We start from the raw sequence: 17262 nt of genomic DNA, 5'->3' as shown, positions 1-17262 counted from the left end.
GTCCCCCCAGCCGGGCCCTACCGGGCGGCCCGGCTTCGCCCTGGGCCGCCGCCGGTTCCTCCCGCCGCCGGGGCGCTGCGGCCCTGCGGGCCGCCCGGATGCGCCCCGCCCCGGCGGCGTTCGGGGGCTGCGCATCTGGTAGCCCTTCTGTGTGTAAAAATCCGGTTCCTCGTCCATAGGCACCGCTCGACTCCTTCCGCATAAGATAGGGTGCGGAAACAAAGTTTCCCTCACTCAACCATTTTATGATCGGAGCTGGAAGTTATGTTTGAACAGCTTTCTATGAGCGCGCTGGGCGACGGCCAGAGCGCATATGTAACCCGCGTGGACGGGGACCCGGCCATGCGGCGGCGGCTGCTGGACCTGGGGCTCATTCCGGGGACCCGGGTGGTCTGTCAGGGGCATAGCCCGGCGGGGGACCCGGCAGCCTACCTGATCCGCGGAGCGGTCATTGCCCTGCGGGCCCGGGACGCGGCAGGGATCACGCTGGAGTGTGATGCGGCGGCCTTGCCGGCGGGCCGGGCGGTGTTGGCCGGATGGGGCTGACACACACCTCCACCGGCGCGGGGGCCATGGACGCCGGACTGGCCATTGAGAAATACAGCCCCGACGACAAAGTGATCGCTCTGGCGGGCAACCCCAACGTGGGCAAGTCCACCGTGTTCAACGCCCTGACCGGTTTGCGTCAGCATACAGGGAACTGGCCCGGAAAGACGGTGACCAACGCCCAGGGCCGCCACACCCGCCATGGCCGCGACTACATCCTGGTGGACCTGCCTGGTACTTACTCCCTGCTGGCCCACTCTGCGGAGGAAGAGGTGGCCCGGGATTTCCTCTGCTTCGGCGGGGCGGACGCCTCCGTCGTGGTCTGCGACGCCACCTGTCTGGAACGAAACCTGAATCTGGTGCTCCAGACCCTGGAGATCACGCCCTGGACGGTGGTGTGCGTCAACCTGATGGATGAGGCCAGGAGCAAGGGAATCGAGGTGGACTTGAAGGCCCTGTCCGGCCGGCTGGGCGTTCCGGTGGTGGGGACATCGGCGGGCCGGGGGGAGGGACTGGAGCGGCTGATGGACGCGGTGGAGGCAATAACGGAGCGGCAGGAGCCACCTGCGGCCAGCCGGGTGTCCTATCCCGCCCCCATTGAGGCTGCGGCAGCCCGGCTGGCGGATGAACTGGAGCCCGCTCTGGGCGGACGGCTGCCGTCCCGGTGGGTAGCCCTCCGGCTGTTGGATGGGGACCCCTCCCTGATGGCCAGTCTGACGGAGTGCCTGGGGCGGGACCTCACGGCCGACCGGCTGGCAGGCGGAGCATTGGAAGAGACGCTGGAGGGATTGCAGGCCGCGGGCTGGAGCCGGGAACAGGTCCGGGAGGCCATCGTGGCGGCGCTGGTCCGCACCGGGGCGGAGATCGCCGGGAGCGTGGTCGCCTGCCGCCGGGCGGATTCTGCCCGCCGGGACCGGCGGCTGGACCGGCTCCTGACCAGCCGAGCCACCGGCATCCCCGTTATGCTGTGCCTGCTGGCCCTGGTTTTTTGGATCACCATCGCCGGGGCCAACGCGCCCTCGGCCCTGCTGGCCGACGGCCTGTTCTGGGTCCAGGATCGGCTGACCGACCTGTTCTTGTACTTACAAGCCCCGGATTGGCTCCATGGTGCGCTGGTGCTGGGGGTCTACCGGGTGCTGGCGTGGGTGGTGAGCGTGATGCTGCCCCCCATGGCCATCTTTTTCCCTCTTTTCACGCTTCTAGAGGATTTTGGATATCTGCCCCGGGTGGCCTTTGTTCTGGATCACGCCTTCCAAAAGGCCAGGGCCTGCGGCAAGCAGGCGCTGACTATGGCCATGGGATTCGGCTGCAATGCGGCGGGGATCGTGGGCTGCCGAATCATCGACTCCCCACGGGAACGGCTCATCGCCATCATTACCAACAATTTTGTCCCCTGCAACGGGCGGTTCCCGACCCTCATTGCCATTATTACTATGTTTTTTGTGGGCACTCAGGCGGGGCCCGGGCAGTCCCTGGTCTCCGCAGTACTGCTGACGGGAGTCATCCTGCTGGGCGTGTTCATGACCTTCGGGGTGTCCCGGCTGCTGTCCGGCACCATCCTCCGGGGCGTGCCCTCCTCTTTTACGCTGGAGCTGCCCCCGTACCGCCGTCCCCAGATCGGCAAGGTCATCGCCCGCTCTGTGCTGGACCGTACGCTGTTCGTGCTGGGCCGGGCGGTGGCGGTGGCCGCGCCGGCGGGCCTGCTTATCTGGCTCTGCGCCAATGTGACGGTGGGGGGAGTGAGCATCCTGAACCACTGCACCGGCTTCCTGGACCCCTTCGCCCGGCTGCTGGGTCTAGACGGTGTAATCCTGATGGCCTTCATCCTGGGCTTTCCAGCCAACGAGATCGTGGTGCCCATCATCATCATGAGCTACCTCTCCACCGGCACGCTGCTGGAGCTGGATGACCTGGGTGCCCTCCATGCCCTGCTGGTGGAGCACGGCTGGACCTGGCTGACGGCGGTGTGCACCATGCTCTTCTCCCTGATGCACTGGCCCTGCTCCACTACCTGTATGACCATCGGCAAGGAGACTCGAAGCCTGAAGTGGACGCTGATCTCCTTTGCCGTACCCACGGCGGTGGGCATGGCGGTGTGTTTCCTGACGGCCTCTGCGGCCCGGCTGTGCGGCCTGGCCTGAACGCCAAACGGTCCCCGCCGGAATCGGCGGGGACCGTTTGGAAGGGTTGATCACATGTATTTGGATTCAAAGTAGGAGCGCAGCACGGGGTTGGCCCGCAGCTCACTGAGGGCGATCTCGGCGTGGCCGGAGGTGTAGCCGTTGCCCATCATGATGTCCACGTCCTTACCGCAGCCTTCGGCACCCAGAGTGGCCTTGGTGAAGCTGGTGGCCATGGAGAAGAAATAGCAGGTGCCGCCGTCTTTTACAGGGAGGATGCAGCTCATCTCGCAGTTTTCGATGTTGACGCAGCAGATGGAGATGTCGTACTCATGGCCGTGATTGACCTCCAGGGCCTTTTCCAGCACTTCGATGGGCTCGGTGGCGCTGGCCACGATCGCGTGGGTACACAGCTTCATGGACTTGAGCAGGTCGGCGTCCTCCTGGGTGAGGACCACGGCCACCACGTGGCCCAGAGGGCCCACCCGCTTCATGGCCTCAGTGCAGACCAGCATGCCGGATTTGCCGGCGGCGCCCAGCACCAGCACGTCGTTGTTGACCTGGACCAGCTTGGCGGTCTGGGCGGGAGCGCCGGCCACATCCAGGGCGGCCAGCGCCAGCTTTTCGCTCAGATCGTCGGGCAGCCGGGCGTACAGGCCGCTTTCGAACAGGATGGCCTGGCCCACGATGTCCACCCGGTCGATGTCCTTGTGCACGGCCAGGATCTTGTCGATGCGCAGAGGGGTCAGGGACAGGGAGACCAGAGAGGCGATCTTGTCGCCGGGCTTCAGGTCGATCTCGTCCTTCAGATCGTCGCCGATGGTGTTCACGATGCCAATGAACATGCCGCCGGAGCCGGTGACCGGGTTCTGCTGCTTGCCGCGCTCGGCCACGATGGACAGGATCATCTCGCCGATCTTCTTCTCATCGCCCCCACAGGCCTCGGAGATCTGGGTGAAGGAGGCGGAGTCGATGTTCAGGGCGGTGACGTCCACCAGGATTTCGTTGGAGTAGATCTCAGCCATATTGTTGTCGATTCGGTAAGCGGCCTGAGTCAGGACTCCCTTGGGTTCGATGACGCGATGGGTACCGTACTTGTTGCCTTTCTTCTGCATGGTAAACACACTCCTATCTGTTCACAGTGAGGTGGAGGCGGATCGATGGGTCCGCCGGAACGAAAAAGCGCCATTCATGCCCCGGCGCAGGGGGCATAAATAGCGCTTCATGGCTTACCATGACAAGCCGCGGACACTGAGACCGCGACTCAGGGAGCGGAGCCGGACGCGGCAGGCTCTCTTCGGCGGGGCAACTATTCACGGGCCGCTTCGGATGCGTCCATCCTTATCATCGGCCCCCTACCGGATGCCCCGCGCCTCTATTTATAATCTTATTATAGAAAAAATTCCAGAGGCGGTCAAGGGGGGCGCGGCGGGTTTTTTCGGATTTGTGAAACTTGTCAGGGCATGTTCTTGCCGCAGCTCTTGCAATTGGAACCAAAATCGGGCAAGATAGGGGGAGAGAAAACGGAGGCGAGAATATGCGGGAACCGATTTGCTATGTGATTGGGGCCGGAGAGCTGTATCCAGCGGGACTGGAGCCCAAGGTGGGGGACTGGGTCATCGCCGCCGACGGCGGCTACCGGGCTCTGAGGGCGCTGGGGCTGCGGGCCGACCTGGTGGTGGGGGACTTCGACTCTCTGGATGAGAGGCCGGACCACCCGAATGTAATGACACTGCCCCGGGAAAAAGACGACACCGACATGGCGGTGGCCCTGGAGATGGGAGTCAAGCGAGGCTACCGGACCTTTCGGCTCTACGGCGGCACCGGGGGCCGGATCGACCACACACTGGCCAATTTGCAGTGCCTGACCTGGCTGTCCAGACGGGGCTGCCGGGGAGAGCTGTACGGAGAGAACTGGACGGCTGCCGCGGTGACCGACGGAGCGCTGACCTTCGACGCTTCGCACCGGGGTTATGTGTCGGTGTTCTGCCAGGGGGACCGGGCGGAGGGGGTGACCCTGCGGGGGCTCAAGTACCCGCTGGACAGCGCAGCGCTCACTCCCGACGTGACCCTGGGTGTGAGCAACGAGTTCACCGGCGCGGAGAGCAGCATTGCGGTGCGAACGGGCACCCTCCTGGTGGTGTGGTATCGCTGATAGGGGAGAAGGGCCGCTGGCTGTGCCGGCGGCCCTTCTCCTTTGGGAAGCGCAGGTTTGGGGGGAGAGAGGATCACTTTTCGGGGTAGAAGCCGGACGGGGACTCCGAGAGATTGATCATAATATTCTTCATCTGGGTGTAGTGCTCCAGAATGACCTTGTGGGTCTCACGGCCGATGCCGCTGGCCTTATAGCCGCCGAAGGGTGCGCCCTCCGGGATAGCGTTGTAGGTGTTGACCCACATCCGGCCGGTCTCGATGCCGCGGGACACCCGGATGGCCCGGTTGATGTCACGGGTCCACACCGCGCCACCCAGGCCGTAGGCGTTGTCATTGGCCATCTCGATGACCTGGTCCTCGTCGTGGAACCGGATGACGCAGGCTACCGGCCCGAAAATTTCCTCCTGGGCCACCCGCATGTGGTTATCCACGTCCACCAGCAGGGTGGGCTTCATGAAGCAGCCCTTGGCCAGCTCGCCCTCGGTCATGCGTTCGCCGCCGCAGGCCACTCTGGCGCCCTCGCTCTTTCCGATCTTGATGTACTCCAGGATCTTGCCCACCTGGTTCTCATTGATCTGGGAGCCCATCTGGGTGGCGGGGTCCCAGGGCATCCCCACCTTGACGGCTTGGAAGCGCTTGACGGCTTCGTCGATGAATTTGTCATAGATGGTGTCCTGGACAAAGACGCGGCTGCCGGCGCAGCAGACCTGGCCCTGATTGAATAGGATGCCGAGCTGGAGGCCGTCCATGGCCATCTCCCACTTGCAGTCGTCAAAGTAGATGTTGGCGGACTTTCCGCCCAGCTCCAGGGTGGAGGGGATGAGCCGCTCGGCGGCGGCGCAGGCCACGCAGCCGCCCACCTCGGTGGAGCCGGTGAAGGCCAGCTTGCGGAAGCCGGGGTGGTCCAGGATGTACTGCCCGGCCTTGGAGCCTGAGCCGGTGATGACGTTGAATACACCGGCGGGGATGACGTCCTGGGTCAGGCGGGCCAGCTCCAGCACGGACAGCGGGGTGTCGCTGGAGGGCTTAAACACGGTGCAGCAGCCGGCGGCCAGCACGGGAGCCAGCTTCCAGGCGGCCATCAGGAAGGGGAAGTTCCAGGGTACGATCTGGCCCACCACGCCGATGGGCTCCCGCAGGATCAGGGAGAGGGTGGAGCCGTCCAGAATGTTGGCGGAGCCCTCCTCGGCCATGATGCAGCCGGCAAAATAGCGGAAATGGCGGGAGGCGTAGGGAATGTCAATGGCCATGGTCTCCCGGATGGGCTTTCCGTTGTCCAGGGACTCGATCATGGCCAGGTGCTCGGCATTGGCGTCGATGATATCGGCGATCCGGTTGAGGATGGCGGCCCGCTCGTTGGTGGTGACGTTTTTCCAGCTCCGGAAGGCGGCCCAGGCGGCGTCTACGGCCTGATCCACGTCCTCTCTGGTGGCCTGGGCGCAGGTGGCCAGACCCTCGCCGTTGGCGGGGCAGCGAGTCTGGAAGGTGGCGCCGTCGCTGGCGCCGATCCACTGGCCGTTGATGTAGAGCTTGTAGCTGTCCTGAGTGATCTTTTCCATAAGGTAAACACTCCTTTCAAACGCTGAACGAAACAGCGGAAACGCGGTTCTGTTTCTGCGGTCCGACTATGGATACTATAGCACATTTTACACAAAAATAACATTGACAATGCGTAGAAAATTGGAGGTATTGATGTGCAAAATGACCATGCAATCGGTGCATCGTTTTTAAGTATCCTTAGAACAACAACCATTTTGGCATTCCTTCTGCGAGCTGTGCTGTTCTGTAGAACAGAACAAAAACCAGCGTAGAAAAGGAACAAAGCCTGTGGTAAAATGAAAAACAGATGCCAGCCCCTGTTTTTTGAAGAGGGGGGCGGCGGCCGACCCGGAGAACCATTCGCTTGGGGGGTGGAGGGTCGGTACGGTCTGCCGAAAAATGGGGCTGCGATTTGTGCGAAACGGAGAATTTGGAAAAGGGGGGAAAAGACAGTATGAGCGTGACGGTGGCGGATCTGCTGGAGCTGCCCAGTCTGCGGGAGGCCCGGCTGGCGGCGGGACGGGGCGGGCTGAACAAGCTGGTCTCTTCCATCTCGGTGCTGGAGTACGCCGATCCCAGCATTCTGCAGGACGCGCTGTTCAAAAACAACGAGTTTTACGGCAGCGAGGTGGTCATCACCGGCTTTATGAACATCCCCAATGATGTGGAGGCCCAGTGCGCTAACATTCGGCGGCTGGCCGAGGCGGGCGAGGTGGGGCTGATTCTGTATTATGTGGGCGTCTTCCTGCCGCGGGTGGACCGAAAGCTGTTGGAGCTGGCCGACGAGCTGGATTTTGCCCTCATCGTCATGCCAGAGAACCGTATGGACCAGCGGTACAGCGAGGTCATCTGCGAGGTGATGGAGGCCATCTTCAAGGACCAGAACACCAGCGCCGCCCTGGTCAGCGACATCCTGGACCGGGCCTCCCTGCTGCCGGAGCACCAGCGGACGGTGGACACAGTGCTCAAGCTCCTCAGCGACCGCACCCGGGCCTCGGCGGTGCTCACCGACGGGGCCGGTCGGGTGCTCAACGCCGTGGCCTGGCCCCGGACCGCGGCGGTGGACCTGGAGGAGCGTCTGCGGCGGCTGGAGAGTCTGCCGGAGGCGGGAGGGGCTCCTTTGGAGCTGCGGGCCGGGGAAGCGCGGTGCCTGCTCTACCGCTGCGCGCTCAGCGACCCGGCGCCGGGCATGGAGCTGTTCCTATTCAAGGAGGGGGAGCCTCTCACCGCCGACCTGGTGCGGCAGGCGGGGGAGGTGGTGCGCCTGGCGGCCAACCTCTGGAGCCAGAGCCATGACCGGGTGGTGATGAGCGAGCTGGTGCGGGCCATTTTGAAGGATGAGCCCATTAAGATGCGGCGTCTGGCGGAGATCTTCCATGTGGACGTAGGCTCCATCCACTCCATGTGGGTGCTGCGGCCCGGCCTGGAGGGCCGGGAGGAGTTCCGGGCCAAGGGCCTGGAGCTGGTACGGGAGCTGCTGGCCCACCACTGCACCACAGTCGTGGCCGACTGGTATGAGGGGGATCTGGTGGCTTTTATGGACTGGCCCGCCGGAGGCGGCGAGGCTGGGGCTCTGGCCGACATGTGCTGCGCCCAGTTGGAGCAGGCGGGGCTCCGGGCCGTCCTGACCCTTTGTCAGAGCTTGGCCACCACCGCCGACGTGCGCCGGGCTTATCTGGCCATCCGGGCCTTCCAGAACGACGCAGCAAAGATCTGGCCGGGGAAGCGGTGGTACACCGTCCAGGAGGTGGAGTTCGCCCAGTCCTGCCGCGCCATGATCGAGGAGGGGGAAGAGGCCGTTCAGCAGAGGTTGGCGGTGCTTGCTCCCATCCGGGAGGAGGGAGAGGCCGAGCTGGAGCGGACCCTCCAGATCCTGCTGCTGGACGCCGGGAGCAGCGTGGCCCGGACGGCGGAGCTGCTGTTCCTCCACAAGAACACGGTAAAATATCGGCTCCAGCGCACCGCCGGGCGGCTGGGTTACCCGGTGGGCAAGATGCCCGAGACCTTTGCCCTGTACACCGCCTGTGCCCTGGAGCGGCTGCTGGCCCCCTAAAGGCGCGTTGTCGGTTTAGACAAAGAAGGCAGCGGGGATTCGGGTGGAAAAAGTGGAAAATCCCGAAGACATAGCGAAGAAGAGAGACGAAAAGCGGGAATCCATTGTCCAAAAGGACAATGGATTCCCGCTCATTTTTTGCCGACGGACTAATTACTTTGTTCCTTGAACCGGCTATAATACGGACCAGCCGATGGAAGATGTGGTCTGTCGGCAGCCTGCAATTCTGGGAGGGATCTTTATGAACAATCAAACCGGCTTTGAAGTCAAGGCCGAGCAGCGGCAGAGCTGGGTGTCCATCGCCATGGTATGGGCGGGCGGCATGATCTGCGTACCCTGTCTGATGATCGGCGGTGTGCTGTCCGGCGGCGGACTGTCCATCCCGCAGATCGTGGCCTCCATCCTCATCGGCTACGGCCTCATCTGCGCCTACATGATCCTCATCGGCATGGCCGCCTGCGACACCGGGCTGCCGGTGGCGGTTATGGCCGAGGGAGCCCTGGGCAAGCAGGGGGCCCGGTACATCATTTCCGTGCTGCTGGCCTTTGCCTGCGTGGGCTGGTTCGGCATCCAGTCCGCCACCTGTGGACAGGCCTTCGCCGTTATGCTGGCGGATATCCTGGGCCTGGGAGAGGCCAGCTCCGCCATGATCGCCGTGTCCTCCATCGTGTGGGGCCTGATCATGCTGGCCACCGCCTGCTTCGGATTCAAGGGCCTGAAGTGGCTCAACTACATCGCCGTGCCCCTGCTGGTGATCGTCTGCTTGTACGGTGTGGTCATGGGCTTCGCTCAGAACGACGGCATGGCCAAGATTGCCGCCTATGACCCGGCCCAGTCCGCCGGCCTGGTGTTTGGCATCTCCATGGTGGTGGCCTCCTTTGCGCTGGGCGGCGTCATCTCCGGCGACTACTGCCGCTTTGCCAAGAGCCGGGCCGACGTGGTTAAGTCCTCCATTGTTGGCGTCATCCCCGCCGGGCTGTTCATGCTGCTGATGGGAGCCCTGCTCAGTCTGGTCACCGGGCAGTACGATATCTCCGCTATCCTGGCCAGCGTGGGCGTGCCCGTGGTGGGCCTGGTTGCTCTGGTGGCCGCCACCTGGACCACCAACGTCACCAACGCCTATTCCGGCGGCCTGGCGCTCAGCAATCTGCTGGGCTTCGACGAGAGCAGATTTAAGCTGACCACCGCCATCGCCGGGGCCATTGGTACTCTGCTGGCCGCCTTTGGACTGCTGGCCAAATTCTCCGGCTTTCTCACCCTGATGTCCAATCTGATCCCCCCGCTGGCCGGCGTGCTTATCGCGGAATACTGGCTGGTCCATCGGGGAAAAAAGGAGAAGTTTGCTCTGCGCGGGGGATTTTACGCCCCCGGCGTCATCGCCTTCCTGGCGGGGGCCCTCGTGGCCTGCATCACCGGCGGAACCTTCGCCAACTTCCAGTCCCTGGCCAACGTGGCCTTCCTGAACGTACCCTTCTTCGTGGGGCCCATCAACGGCATCGTGCTGTCCCTGGCGCTCCACACGGTGCTGGCCAGGCTGCTGCCCGGCCGGTCCGAAGCCGGAAAGGCCGTAGAGGCATAGGACAAAATCCCATGCGGACCGCCGCACCGCTGAAGCGGTGCGGCAATCCGCCTGTCTGTGGATCAAATAACAAAGGAGCTGAACGTTTTGCGCAAGATCGGAGTTTCTGAGATCGAGGACATCGCCCTGGGCGCGGCCCTGCTGGGCGCGGGCGGCGGCGGCGACCCCTATATCGGCAGGCTGGTGGCCATCGGCGCGGTACAGAAGTACGGGCCCGTCACCCTGCTCTCCCCCGAAGAGGTGCCGGACGACGCCCTGTGCGTCCCCATCGCCATGATGGGGGCCCCCACCATTCTGGGAGAGAAGGCCGTGGGCGACAATGAGTACCAGACCCTGTACGACACCGTCTCCACCTTCTACGGCAAGCCCATCTACGCCTTCATGCCCATCGAGGCGGGGGGCGTCAACTCCATGCTGCCCATCGCGGCGGCGGCCCGGCTGGGCCTGCCCCTCGTCGACTGCGACGGCATGGGCCGGGCCTTCCCTGAACTGCAGATGGTCACCTTCACCATCGGCGGCGGCTCCGCCACCCCCATGGCGCTGGTGGACGAAAAGGGAAACTCCTCCATTTTCCGTACCATCACCAACAAATGGACCGAGGAGCTGGCCCGGGCCGTCACTATGGCCTGCGGCGGCTCGGTGTCCGTCTCCCTCTACGCCATGGAGGGCGCCTTCATGAAGGAGTACGGCGTCCACGGCATCGTCACCCGCAGCCAGACCCTGGGCTCCGCCATCCGCAGGGTGAAGGAGACCGACGGCCAGAGCCCTGAGGAGGCCTTCCTCTCCATCACCGAGGGCTACAAGCTCTTCAAGGGCAAGATCGGCGACGTGCTCCGGGAGGTCCGTGGCGGCTTCAACTTCGGCAAGGTGCTGCTGGAGGGCATCGCCGAATATAAGGGCCAGTCGGCCTATGTGGAATTCCAGAACGAAAACCTGACCGCCACGGTAGAGGGGGAGATCCTGGCCACCACCCCCGATCTCATCTGCCTGGTGGACACCGATACCTTCCAGCCCGTCCCCACCGACGCGCTGAAGTACGGAAAGCGGGTCATGGTGGTAGGCCTGAAGTGCTTCCCGCTGTGGCGGACGCAGGCCGGTCTGGACCTGGTAGGCCCCCGATACTTCGGGGTGGACACCGACTACATTCCGCTGGAGGAGCGCTGCAAAGGGGGGAGAGCCTGATGTATAAGCTGGGAATCGACGTGGGCGGCACCAATACCGACGCCGTCCTTTTGGACGAAGAGCGAAAGGTGGTGGCCAGCGTCAAGCGGCACACCACGCCGGACGCCTATGACGGCATTCTGGCCGCCGTACGGGCGGTGCTGGAGCAGGCGGGCGTGGACCGGAAGGAGATCGGTCAGGCCATGCTGGGCACCACCCAGTGCACCAATGCCATCGTGGAGCGCAAGCATCTGGCCCCCATCGGCGTGCTGCGCCTGGGCGCCCCCGCCACGGTGGGCATCCCCCCCATGGTGGACTGGGCGGAGGATCTGAAAAAAATCGCCGTAAGGACCGCCGTCATTGGCGGTGGCTTTGAGTACGACGGTAAGGAGCTGGCCCCCTTCGACGAGACGGCCGCCCGGGCCTTCTTTGAGGATCTGAAGGCCCAGGGAGTCAAGTCGGTGGCCATCTCCTGCGTGTTCTCCACCGTTCGCAGCGACCACGAGCGGGCGGCTGCCAAGCTGTGCAGGGAAGTCATGGGAGAGGACGTGCATGTCTCCATCTCCAGCGAGATCGGCTCCATGGGCCTTATTGAGCGGGAGAACGCCACCATCCTGAACGCCGCGCTCTACCGGGTGGCTCAGTCCTTCACCGAAGGCTTTGCCCGCTCCCTGGCCGACGAGGGGGTTACCAACGCCGACGTGTATCTCTCCCAGAACGACGGCACCCTGATGACCATGGAGTACGCCCGCAAATACCCCATCCTCACCATCGCCTGCGGCCCCACCAACTCCATCCGGGGGGCCAGCTACCTCAGCCGCCTCCAGAACGCCGTGGTCATTGACGTGGGCGGCACCACCACCGACCTGGGCGTCATCCAGAACGGCTTTCCACGGGAATCCAGCGTGGCGGTCACCATCGGCGGGGTGCGCACCAATTTCCGGATGCCCGATGTGGTGTCCATCGGCCTGGGCGGCGGCTCCATCGTCCGGGAAAGACCCGACGGCACCGTCACCGTGGGCCCGGATTCCGTGGGCTATCAGATCACGGAAAAGGCCCTGGTCTTTGGCGGCGACGTGTGCACCGCCACCGACATCGCCGTGCACCTGGGTATGGCTGAGCTGGGGGACCGGTCCCGGACGGCCCATCTCAGCGAGGCTTTTGCCCAAAAGGCCCTGGCGGCCATCACCGCGCTGGCGGAGGACGCCATCGACGCCATGAAGGTCTCCTCCGACGATGTGGAGGTCATCCTGGTGGGCGGCGGCTCCCTCGTCCTGCCGGGGGAGCTGGCGGGAGCCAGAACCGTGGTCAAGCCCGCCGAGGGCGGCGTGGCCAACGCCATCGGTTCGGCCATCTCCAAGGTGAGCGGCACCTGCGAGCAATTGGTGGATTATCAGGTCGTTCCCCGGGAGAAGGCCCTGGAGCGGGCCAAGGCGGAGGCGGTGGAGCTGGCCGTGGCGGCCGGCGCCGTCCGGGAGAGCGTGGAGATCATCGACGTGGAGGACGTGCCCTTGCAATATTACCCCGGCAACACCTGCCGCGTGAAGATCAAGGCGGCGGGGGACCTGGCATAGCGAAACAAAAGCGGAGGCCGCCGGCCTCCGCTTTTTGGCGGTGCAAAACTCCGGCGGGCGTGGTACAATATCCAAAACGAAAGGAGGAGCGGGAACATGCTGAAACGACCGCACATTTTGGTGGTGGGCAGCTTTATGATGGACCTGATCGCCACGACGGAGCGGGCGCCCGGCCCGGGGGAGACCGTCGCCGGCACCGGGTTCCGCACGGTGTCCGGCGGAAAGGGGGCCAACCAGGCCGTCCAGTGCGCCCGGCTGGGAGCCCATGTGACCATGGCCGGGCGAGTGGGGGACGACGCCTTCGGGCGGGAGGCCCTGCAGAGCGTTCGGACCGCCGGGGTGGATCTGTCCCGGGTGACGGCGGACCCCTCCGCCCCTACGGGCGTCGCCCACATCCTGGTGGAAGCCACGCCCCAGGGGGTTCAGAACCGCATTACCATCGTGCCGGGGGCCAACTTCACCCTGACCCCGGCGGATTTGGCGTGGATGGAGGATGGAGTCCGGGCCTTCGACATGGTGCTGCTGCAATTCGAGCTGCCCATGGACGTGGTGGAGGCGGCGGCCGGCTGGGCCCATGCCGCCGGGGTGCCCGTCATGGTCAATCCGGCCCCCGCCGCCCCAATCTCAGACCGGTTGCTCGCCTGCGCCGACTACCTGTCCCCCAACGAGCACGAGGCCGCTCAGCTCTCCGGCCTCCCTCTGCGGGCCGGGCCGGCGGGGGTGGAGGCCGCTGACCTGGAGCGGGTGGCCGCCTGGTTTCGGGCCCGGGGCGTGAAGGAGCTCCTGGTCACTCTGGGGGAGAACGGCGCGGCCCTGGCCGGAACACAGGGGATGCTCCGCGTCCCCTGCGTCCCCATGGAGCGGGTGGCCGACCCCACCGCGGCGGGGGATTCCTTTGTGGGCGCCTTCTGCACCGGCCTGTGCGCCGGGCTGGAACGGGAAGCGGCCCTGGCCTTTGCCAGCCATACCGCGGCCCTCACCGTCTCCCGCATGGGGGCCCAGCCCAGCCTGCCCACCCTGGGGGAGGTCCAGACCCTGCTGCGGGAGCGGGGCTGCCGCAGCGTGGACCCGGCGGCGCTGGACCCTCTGGCGGAGTAGACAACGCCGCCCCGTTTCGGTTGCAATCGACGGCGGAATATGGTATAATCTCTCCCGTCCCATCCAATAGATTGATATAGGCCCGTGATCGGACGGGCGTTTCTACCGGCTGCCGTAAAGAGCCGCGCTATCAGTCTCCCGCGGGCGCGGGGGACCGGCAGCCGTCTCCCGCGGCAGCCCTTTGCGTCTCCGGCCGCGACCCGAGAAAGGAGCAGCCATGAAAACCGAATCCTTCCTCCTCAAGGGGGATCTCTGTTACAGCAAGGACAGCACCCATCTGGAGACCGTGGCCAACGGCGTTCTGGTCTGTCTGGAGGGCAGATGCGCCGGGGTGTTTCCCCGGGTCCCAGAGCAGTACCAGGGCCTGCCCCGGTATGACTTCAGCGGGAGGCTGGTGGTCCCCGGCCTGGTGGACCTCCACGTCCACGCCCCCCAGTATGCCTACCGGGGGCTGGGCATGGATATGGAGCTGCTGGACTGGCTGAACACCAACGCCTTCCCCGAGGAGGCCAAATTTGCCGACCTGGATTACGCCCAAAGGGCCTATAGCCTGTTTGTGGAGGACCTGCGGCGGGGGGCCACCACCCGGGCGGCGGTCTTTGCCACTCTCCACGGCCCGGCAACCCGGGTGCTGATGGAGCTGCTGGAGGCCAGCGGCCTGTGCGCCTTTGTGGGCAAGGTGAACATGGACCGCAACAGCCCGGACATCCTCCGGGAGGAGAGCGCCGAGGCCTCCGCCCGGGCCACGGTGGAGTGGCTGGAGCAGACGGCGGGGAAGTACAGGCGGGTCAAACCCATCCTGACGCCCCGCTTTATCCCCTCCTGCTCCGACGAACTGATGGAGCGGCTCGCCGGCATCCAGCGGACCTTCGGCCTGCCTGTGCAGTCCCATTTGTCGGAGAACCAGGGGGAGGTGGAATGGGTGCGGGAGCTGTGCCCGTCCGCCTCCTGCTACGGGGACGCCTACGCCTCCTTCGGCCTGTTCGGCGGCGGCGTACCCACCATTATGGCCCACTGCGTCCTCTCCGGCGAGGAGGAGATCGCCATGCTGCGGGAGCGTGGGGTATGGGTGGCCCACTGTCCGGCCTCCAACACCAACATTGCCTCCGGCATCGCCCCGGTGCGCCGGTTTTTGGACGAGGGGCTCCGGGTGGGCCTGGGCAGCGATGTGGCCGGGGGCCACAGCACCTCCCTTTTCCGAGCCATGGCCGACGCCATCCAGGTGTCCAAGCTGCGCTGGCGGCTCCAGGACCAGAGCCTTAAGCCCCTTACCGTAGAGGAGGCCTTTTGGCTGGGCACCGCCGGGGGTGGGGCCTTTTTCGGGCCGGTGGGCAGCTTCCTTCCGGGCTGCGAACTGGACGCCGTGGTGGTGGACGACCGCCGCCTGGCCACTACCCGGGCGCTGACGGTCCGGGAGCGGCTGGAGCGGGTCGTCTACCTGTCGGAGGACCGGGACGTGGCGGCCAAGTTCGTCCAGGGGCGGCAGGTGCTCCCCGACGAGAAACAGGTATACATTTCCTCCCAGATGTGATAAAATGGAGAAGATCTGAAGCAGAACAGCCAAGGGCGGCCCGCTTTGGGCCGCCCTCTTTTGGAAGAGGGAGGAGCCGATATGGTCAACGAGTATTGCCGGGTGCCCCAGTGGGAGGCCACCAGGACCCTGGCCGCCGTGGCCCAAGGTCTGGAGAAGGCCGAGCTGGTGGTCCGGGACGCCAAACTGGTCAACGTCTGTACGGGTGAGGTCCTGCCCCACACTGATGTGGCGGTGGCGGCGGGGCGCATCGCCTATGTGGGGGAGAGCGCGGAGCACTGCATCGGGCCGGACACCCAGGTCATCGAGGCTGCCGGGGCCTATCTGGCCCCCGGCCTGCTGGACGGGCACATCCATGTGGAGTCCTCCATGATGACCCTCCGGGCCTTTGCCGGTGCGGTGGTGCCCCACGGCACGGCGGGAATCTACATGGACCCCCACGAGATCTGCAACGTGCTGGGCGCCCGGGGGGTGGACCTGATGCTGGGCGAGGCCGCCTGCACCCCCCTGAAGGCCATGCTGACCATGCCCTCCTGCGTGCCGGCGGTCACCGGCTTCGAGGACACCGGGGCCTCCATCGACGCCGGGGATGTCGCCCGGTATATGCAGGACGGCCGGGTGGTGGCTCTGGGGGAGATGATGAACTACCCCGGCATTCTGTCCGACCAGGAGGGGCCTCACGCCATCGTGGCCGAGACGCTGAAGGCGGGGCGGACGGTCACCGGCCACTATTCCATCCCCGAGACCGACCGGGGCCTCAACGGCTACATTGCCGCCGGAGCCCGCTGCTGCCACGAGTCCACCCGGGAGGCCGACGCCCTGGCCAAGATGCGCTTGGGCATGTACGCCATGCTGCGGGAGGGCTCCGCCTGGAGGGATTTGGGGGAGGTGGCCCGGGCGGTGACCCGCCATGAGGTGGACAGCCGCTTTGCCGTGCTGGTCACCGACGACGCCCATCCCCACACTTTGCTGTCCGAGGGCCATGTGGACCGGCTGCTGCGCCGGGCGGTGGAGGAGGGCATCCCTCCGGTGGTCGCCGTCCAGATGGTTACGCTCAACTGTGCCCAGTGCTTCCAGATGGACCAGGATCTGGGCTCCGTCACCCCCGGCAAGTGCGCCGATCTGGTGTTCTTCGAGGACCTGAAGGACTTCCGGGTCCTGCGGACCGTCATCGACGGCCGGGTCGTGGCCGAAAACGGCCGGCTGCTGGCCGGGCTCTCCCCCTACGCCTACCCGGAGGAGGCCCTGCGCTCCATGCATGTGAAGGACCCCATCACCCCGGCCTCCTTCACCGTGGCCGCTCCCCGGGACGGGGCGGTGAAGGTCCGGGCCATCCGGGTGATCGGCGGGAGCGCCGCCAACCGGGAGAGCCTCGTCACCCTGACCGCCAGGGACGGCCGGGTGGAGGCCGACGTGGAGCAGGACGTGCTGAAGATGGCGGTGCTTGAGCGGCACCACGCCACCGGGCATAAGGCCCTGGGCTTTGTTCAGGGCTTCGGCATCCGGCACGGGGCCATGGCCTCCACCGTGGCCCACGACGCCCACAACCTGATGGTAGTGGGCTCCAACGATGCCGATATGGCTCTGGCGGCCAACACGCTGCTCCAGTCCGAGGGGGGCATGTGCGTGGTGCGGGACGGGCAGGTGCTGGGCCATGTAGCTCTGCCGGTGGCCGGGCTGATGAGTGAACAACCGGCGGAGGAGATGGCGGCGCTGGTGGATGGCTTGGGCCAGGCCTGGGAGGAGATCGGCTGCACCCTGCCGTCTCCCTTTATGACCATGGCTCTCAGCTCCCTGGCCTGTATCCCCGAGCTGCGGCTCACGGATCGGGGGCTGGTGGATTGCCGCAGCTTCCAGTTTGCCGATCTGTTTGTGGAGTAAAACCCAACAAGAGAGCAGGGCCCGGT

12 protein-coding genes and 1 riboswitch are annotated in these 17262 nt (G+C 65.3%); of the genes, 10 read left to right on the top strand and 2 right to left on the bottom strand.

Annotated features, from left to right (window positions below; genetic code table 11):
- The first annotated feature begins 264 nt into the window (after positions 1-264).
- Together B3H64_RS04550 and feoB are read left to right on the top strand one after the other, a co-directional pair.
- Positions 265-546, top strand: a complete 282-nt coding sequence (locus B3H64_RS04550; RefSeq protein ID WP_050618627.1) for a FeoA family protein — start codon at positions 265-267, stop codon at positions 544-546.
- Entirely contained in the window at positions 537-2687 is a 2151-nt protein-coding gene (feoB, locus tag B3H64_RS04545; RefSeq protein WP_286733340.1) for a ferrous iron transport protein B, read from the top strand. The genes B3H64_RS04550 and feoB overlap by 10 nt, the downstream gene beginning before the upstream one ends.
- A 50-nt stretch (positions 2688-2737) precedes the next feature.
- Here feoB and B3H64_RS04540 read toward each other — a convergent pair whose 3' ends face one another.
- On the bottom strand, positions 2738-3781 hold the full coding sequence (locus B3H64_RS04540; protein WP_286733336.1) for an L-erythro-3,5-diaminohexanoate dehydrogenase: 1044 nt from the start codon (positions 3779-3781) through the stop codon (positions 2738-2740).
- 92 nt (positions 3782-3873) lie between these two features.
- Positions 3874-4052: riboswitch (Lysine riboswitch) on the bottom strand.
- Between the two features lie 151 nt (positions 4053-4203).
- Here B3H64_RS04540 and B3H64_RS04535 point away from each other — a divergent pair.
- Positions 4204-4821: a thiamine diphosphokinase gene (locus tag B3H64_RS04535; RefSeq protein WP_286733335.1), complete on the top strand. Its 618-nt coding sequence runs from the start codon at positions 4204-4206 to the stop codon at positions 4819-4821.
- Between the two features lie 73 nt (positions 4822-4894).
- On the opposite strand, the gene B3H64_RS04530 is transcribed toward B3H64_RS04535, so the two are convergent.
- The gene (locus B3H64_RS04530; protein ID WP_286733332.1) at positions 4895-6379 is read right to left on the bottom strand and encodes an aldehyde dehydrogenase family protein; all 1485 of its coding nucleotides are present in this window, start codon (positions 6377-6379) and stop codon (positions 4895-4897) included.
- A 434-nt stretch (positions 6380-6813) separates the two neighbouring features.
- On the opposite strand from B3H64_RS04530, the gene B3H64_RS04525 reads away from it, so the two are divergent.
- From B3H64_RS04525 to ade, 7 genes are all read left to right on the top strand, one after another.
- On the top strand, positions 6814-8412 hold the full coding sequence (locus B3H64_RS04525; RefSeq protein WP_278894250.1) for a PucR family transcriptional regulator: 1599 nt from the start codon (positions 6814-6816) through the stop codon (positions 8410-8412).
- Between the two features lie 241 nt (positions 8413-8653).
- The gene (locus tag B3H64_RS04520; protein WP_050618621.1) at positions 8654-9991 is read left to right on the top strand and encodes a cytosine permease; all 1338 of its coding nucleotides are present in this window, start codon (positions 8654-8656) and stop codon (positions 9989-9991) included.
- Between the two features lie 87 nt (positions 9992-10078).
- The gene (locus tag B3H64_RS04515; RefSeq protein WP_050618620.1) at positions 10079-11173 is read left to right on the top strand and encodes a DUF917 domain-containing protein; all 1095 of its coding nucleotides are present in this window, start codon (positions 10079-10081) and stop codon (positions 11171-11173) included.
- Positions 11173-12726, top strand: a complete 1554-nt coding sequence (locus tag B3H64_RS04510; RefSeq protein WP_286733329.1) for a hydantoinase/oxoprolinase family protein — start codon at positions 11173-11175, stop codon at positions 12724-12726. The genes B3H64_RS04515 and B3H64_RS04510 overlap by 1 nt, the downstream gene beginning before the upstream one ends.
- A 96-nt stretch (positions 12727-12822) precedes the next feature.
- A complete protein-coding gene (locus B3H64_RS04505) occupies positions 12823-13824 on the top strand; it encodes a ribokinase (RefSeq protein ID WP_286733328.1) in 1002 nt (333 codons plus the stop codon).
- A 217-nt stretch (positions 13825-14041) separates the two neighbouring features.
- The gene (locus B3H64_RS04500; RefSeq protein ID WP_286733327.1) at positions 14042-15355 is read left to right on the top strand and encodes an amidohydrolase family protein; all 1314 of its coding nucleotides are present in this window, start codon (positions 14042-14044) and stop codon (positions 15353-15355) included.
- 81 nt (positions 15356-15436) lie between these two features.
- Entirely contained in the window at positions 15437-17236 is a 1800-nt protein-coding gene (gene ade / locus B3H64_RS04495) for an adenine deaminase (protein ID WP_286733325.1), read from the top strand.
- The last annotated feature ends 26 nt before the right edge of the window (positions 17237-17262 follow it).

The organism is Intestinimonas sp. UBA1698 (assembly GCF_002320075.1).
Classification (GTDB): Bacteria; Bacillota; Clostridia; order Oscillospirales; family Oscillospiraceae; genus Intestinimonas; species Intestinimonas massiliensis.
This window is presented reverse-complemented; position numbering and strand designations above follow the sequence as displayed.

Excerpts from the sequence above, each read along its gene's own strand:
- B3H64_RS04550 (WP_050618627.1), top strand. The coding sequence starts at position 265 with ATGTTTGAACAGCTTTCTATGAGCGCGCTGGGCGACGGCCAGAGCGCA.
- feoB (WP_286733340.1), top strand. The coding sequence starts at position 537 with ATGGGGCTGACACACACCTCCACCGGCGCGGGGGCCATGGACGCCGGA.
- B3H64_RS04540 (WP_286733336.1), bottom strand. The coding sequence starts at position 3,781 with ATGCAGAAGAAAGGCAACAAGTACGGTACCCATCGCGTCATCGAACCC.
- B3H64_RS04535 (WP_286733335.1), top strand. The coding sequence starts at position 4,204 with ATGCGGGAACCGATTTGCTATGTGATTGGGGCCGGAGAGCTGTATCCA.
- B3H64_RS04530 (WP_286733332.1), bottom strand. The coding sequence starts at position 6,379 with ATGGAAAAGATCACTCAGGACAGCTACAAGCTCTACATCAACGGCCAG.
- B3H64_RS04525 (WP_278894250.1), top strand. The coding sequence starts at position 6,814 with ATGAGCGTGACGGTGGCGGATCTGCTGGAGCTGCCCAGTCTGCGGGAG.
- B3H64_RS04520 (WP_050618621.1), top strand. The coding sequence starts at position 8,654 with ATGAACAATCAAACCGGCTTTGAAGTCAAGGCCGAGCAGCGGCAGAGC.
- B3H64_RS04510 (WP_286733329.1), top strand. The coding sequence starts at position 11,173 with ATGTATAAGCTGGGAATCGACGTGGGCGGCACCAATACCGACGCCGTC.
- B3H64_RS04505 (WP_286733328.1), top strand. The coding sequence starts at position 12,823 with ATGCTGAAACGACCGCACATTTTGGTGGTGGGCAGCTTTATGATGGAC.
- B3H64_RS04500 (WP_286733327.1), top strand. The coding sequence starts at position 14,042 with ATGAAAACCGAATCCTTCCTCCTCAAGGGGGATCTCTGTTACAGCAAG.
- ade (WP_286733325.1), top strand. The coding sequence starts at position 15,437 with ATGGTCAACGAGTATTGCCGGGTGCCCCAGTGGGAGGCCACCAGGACC.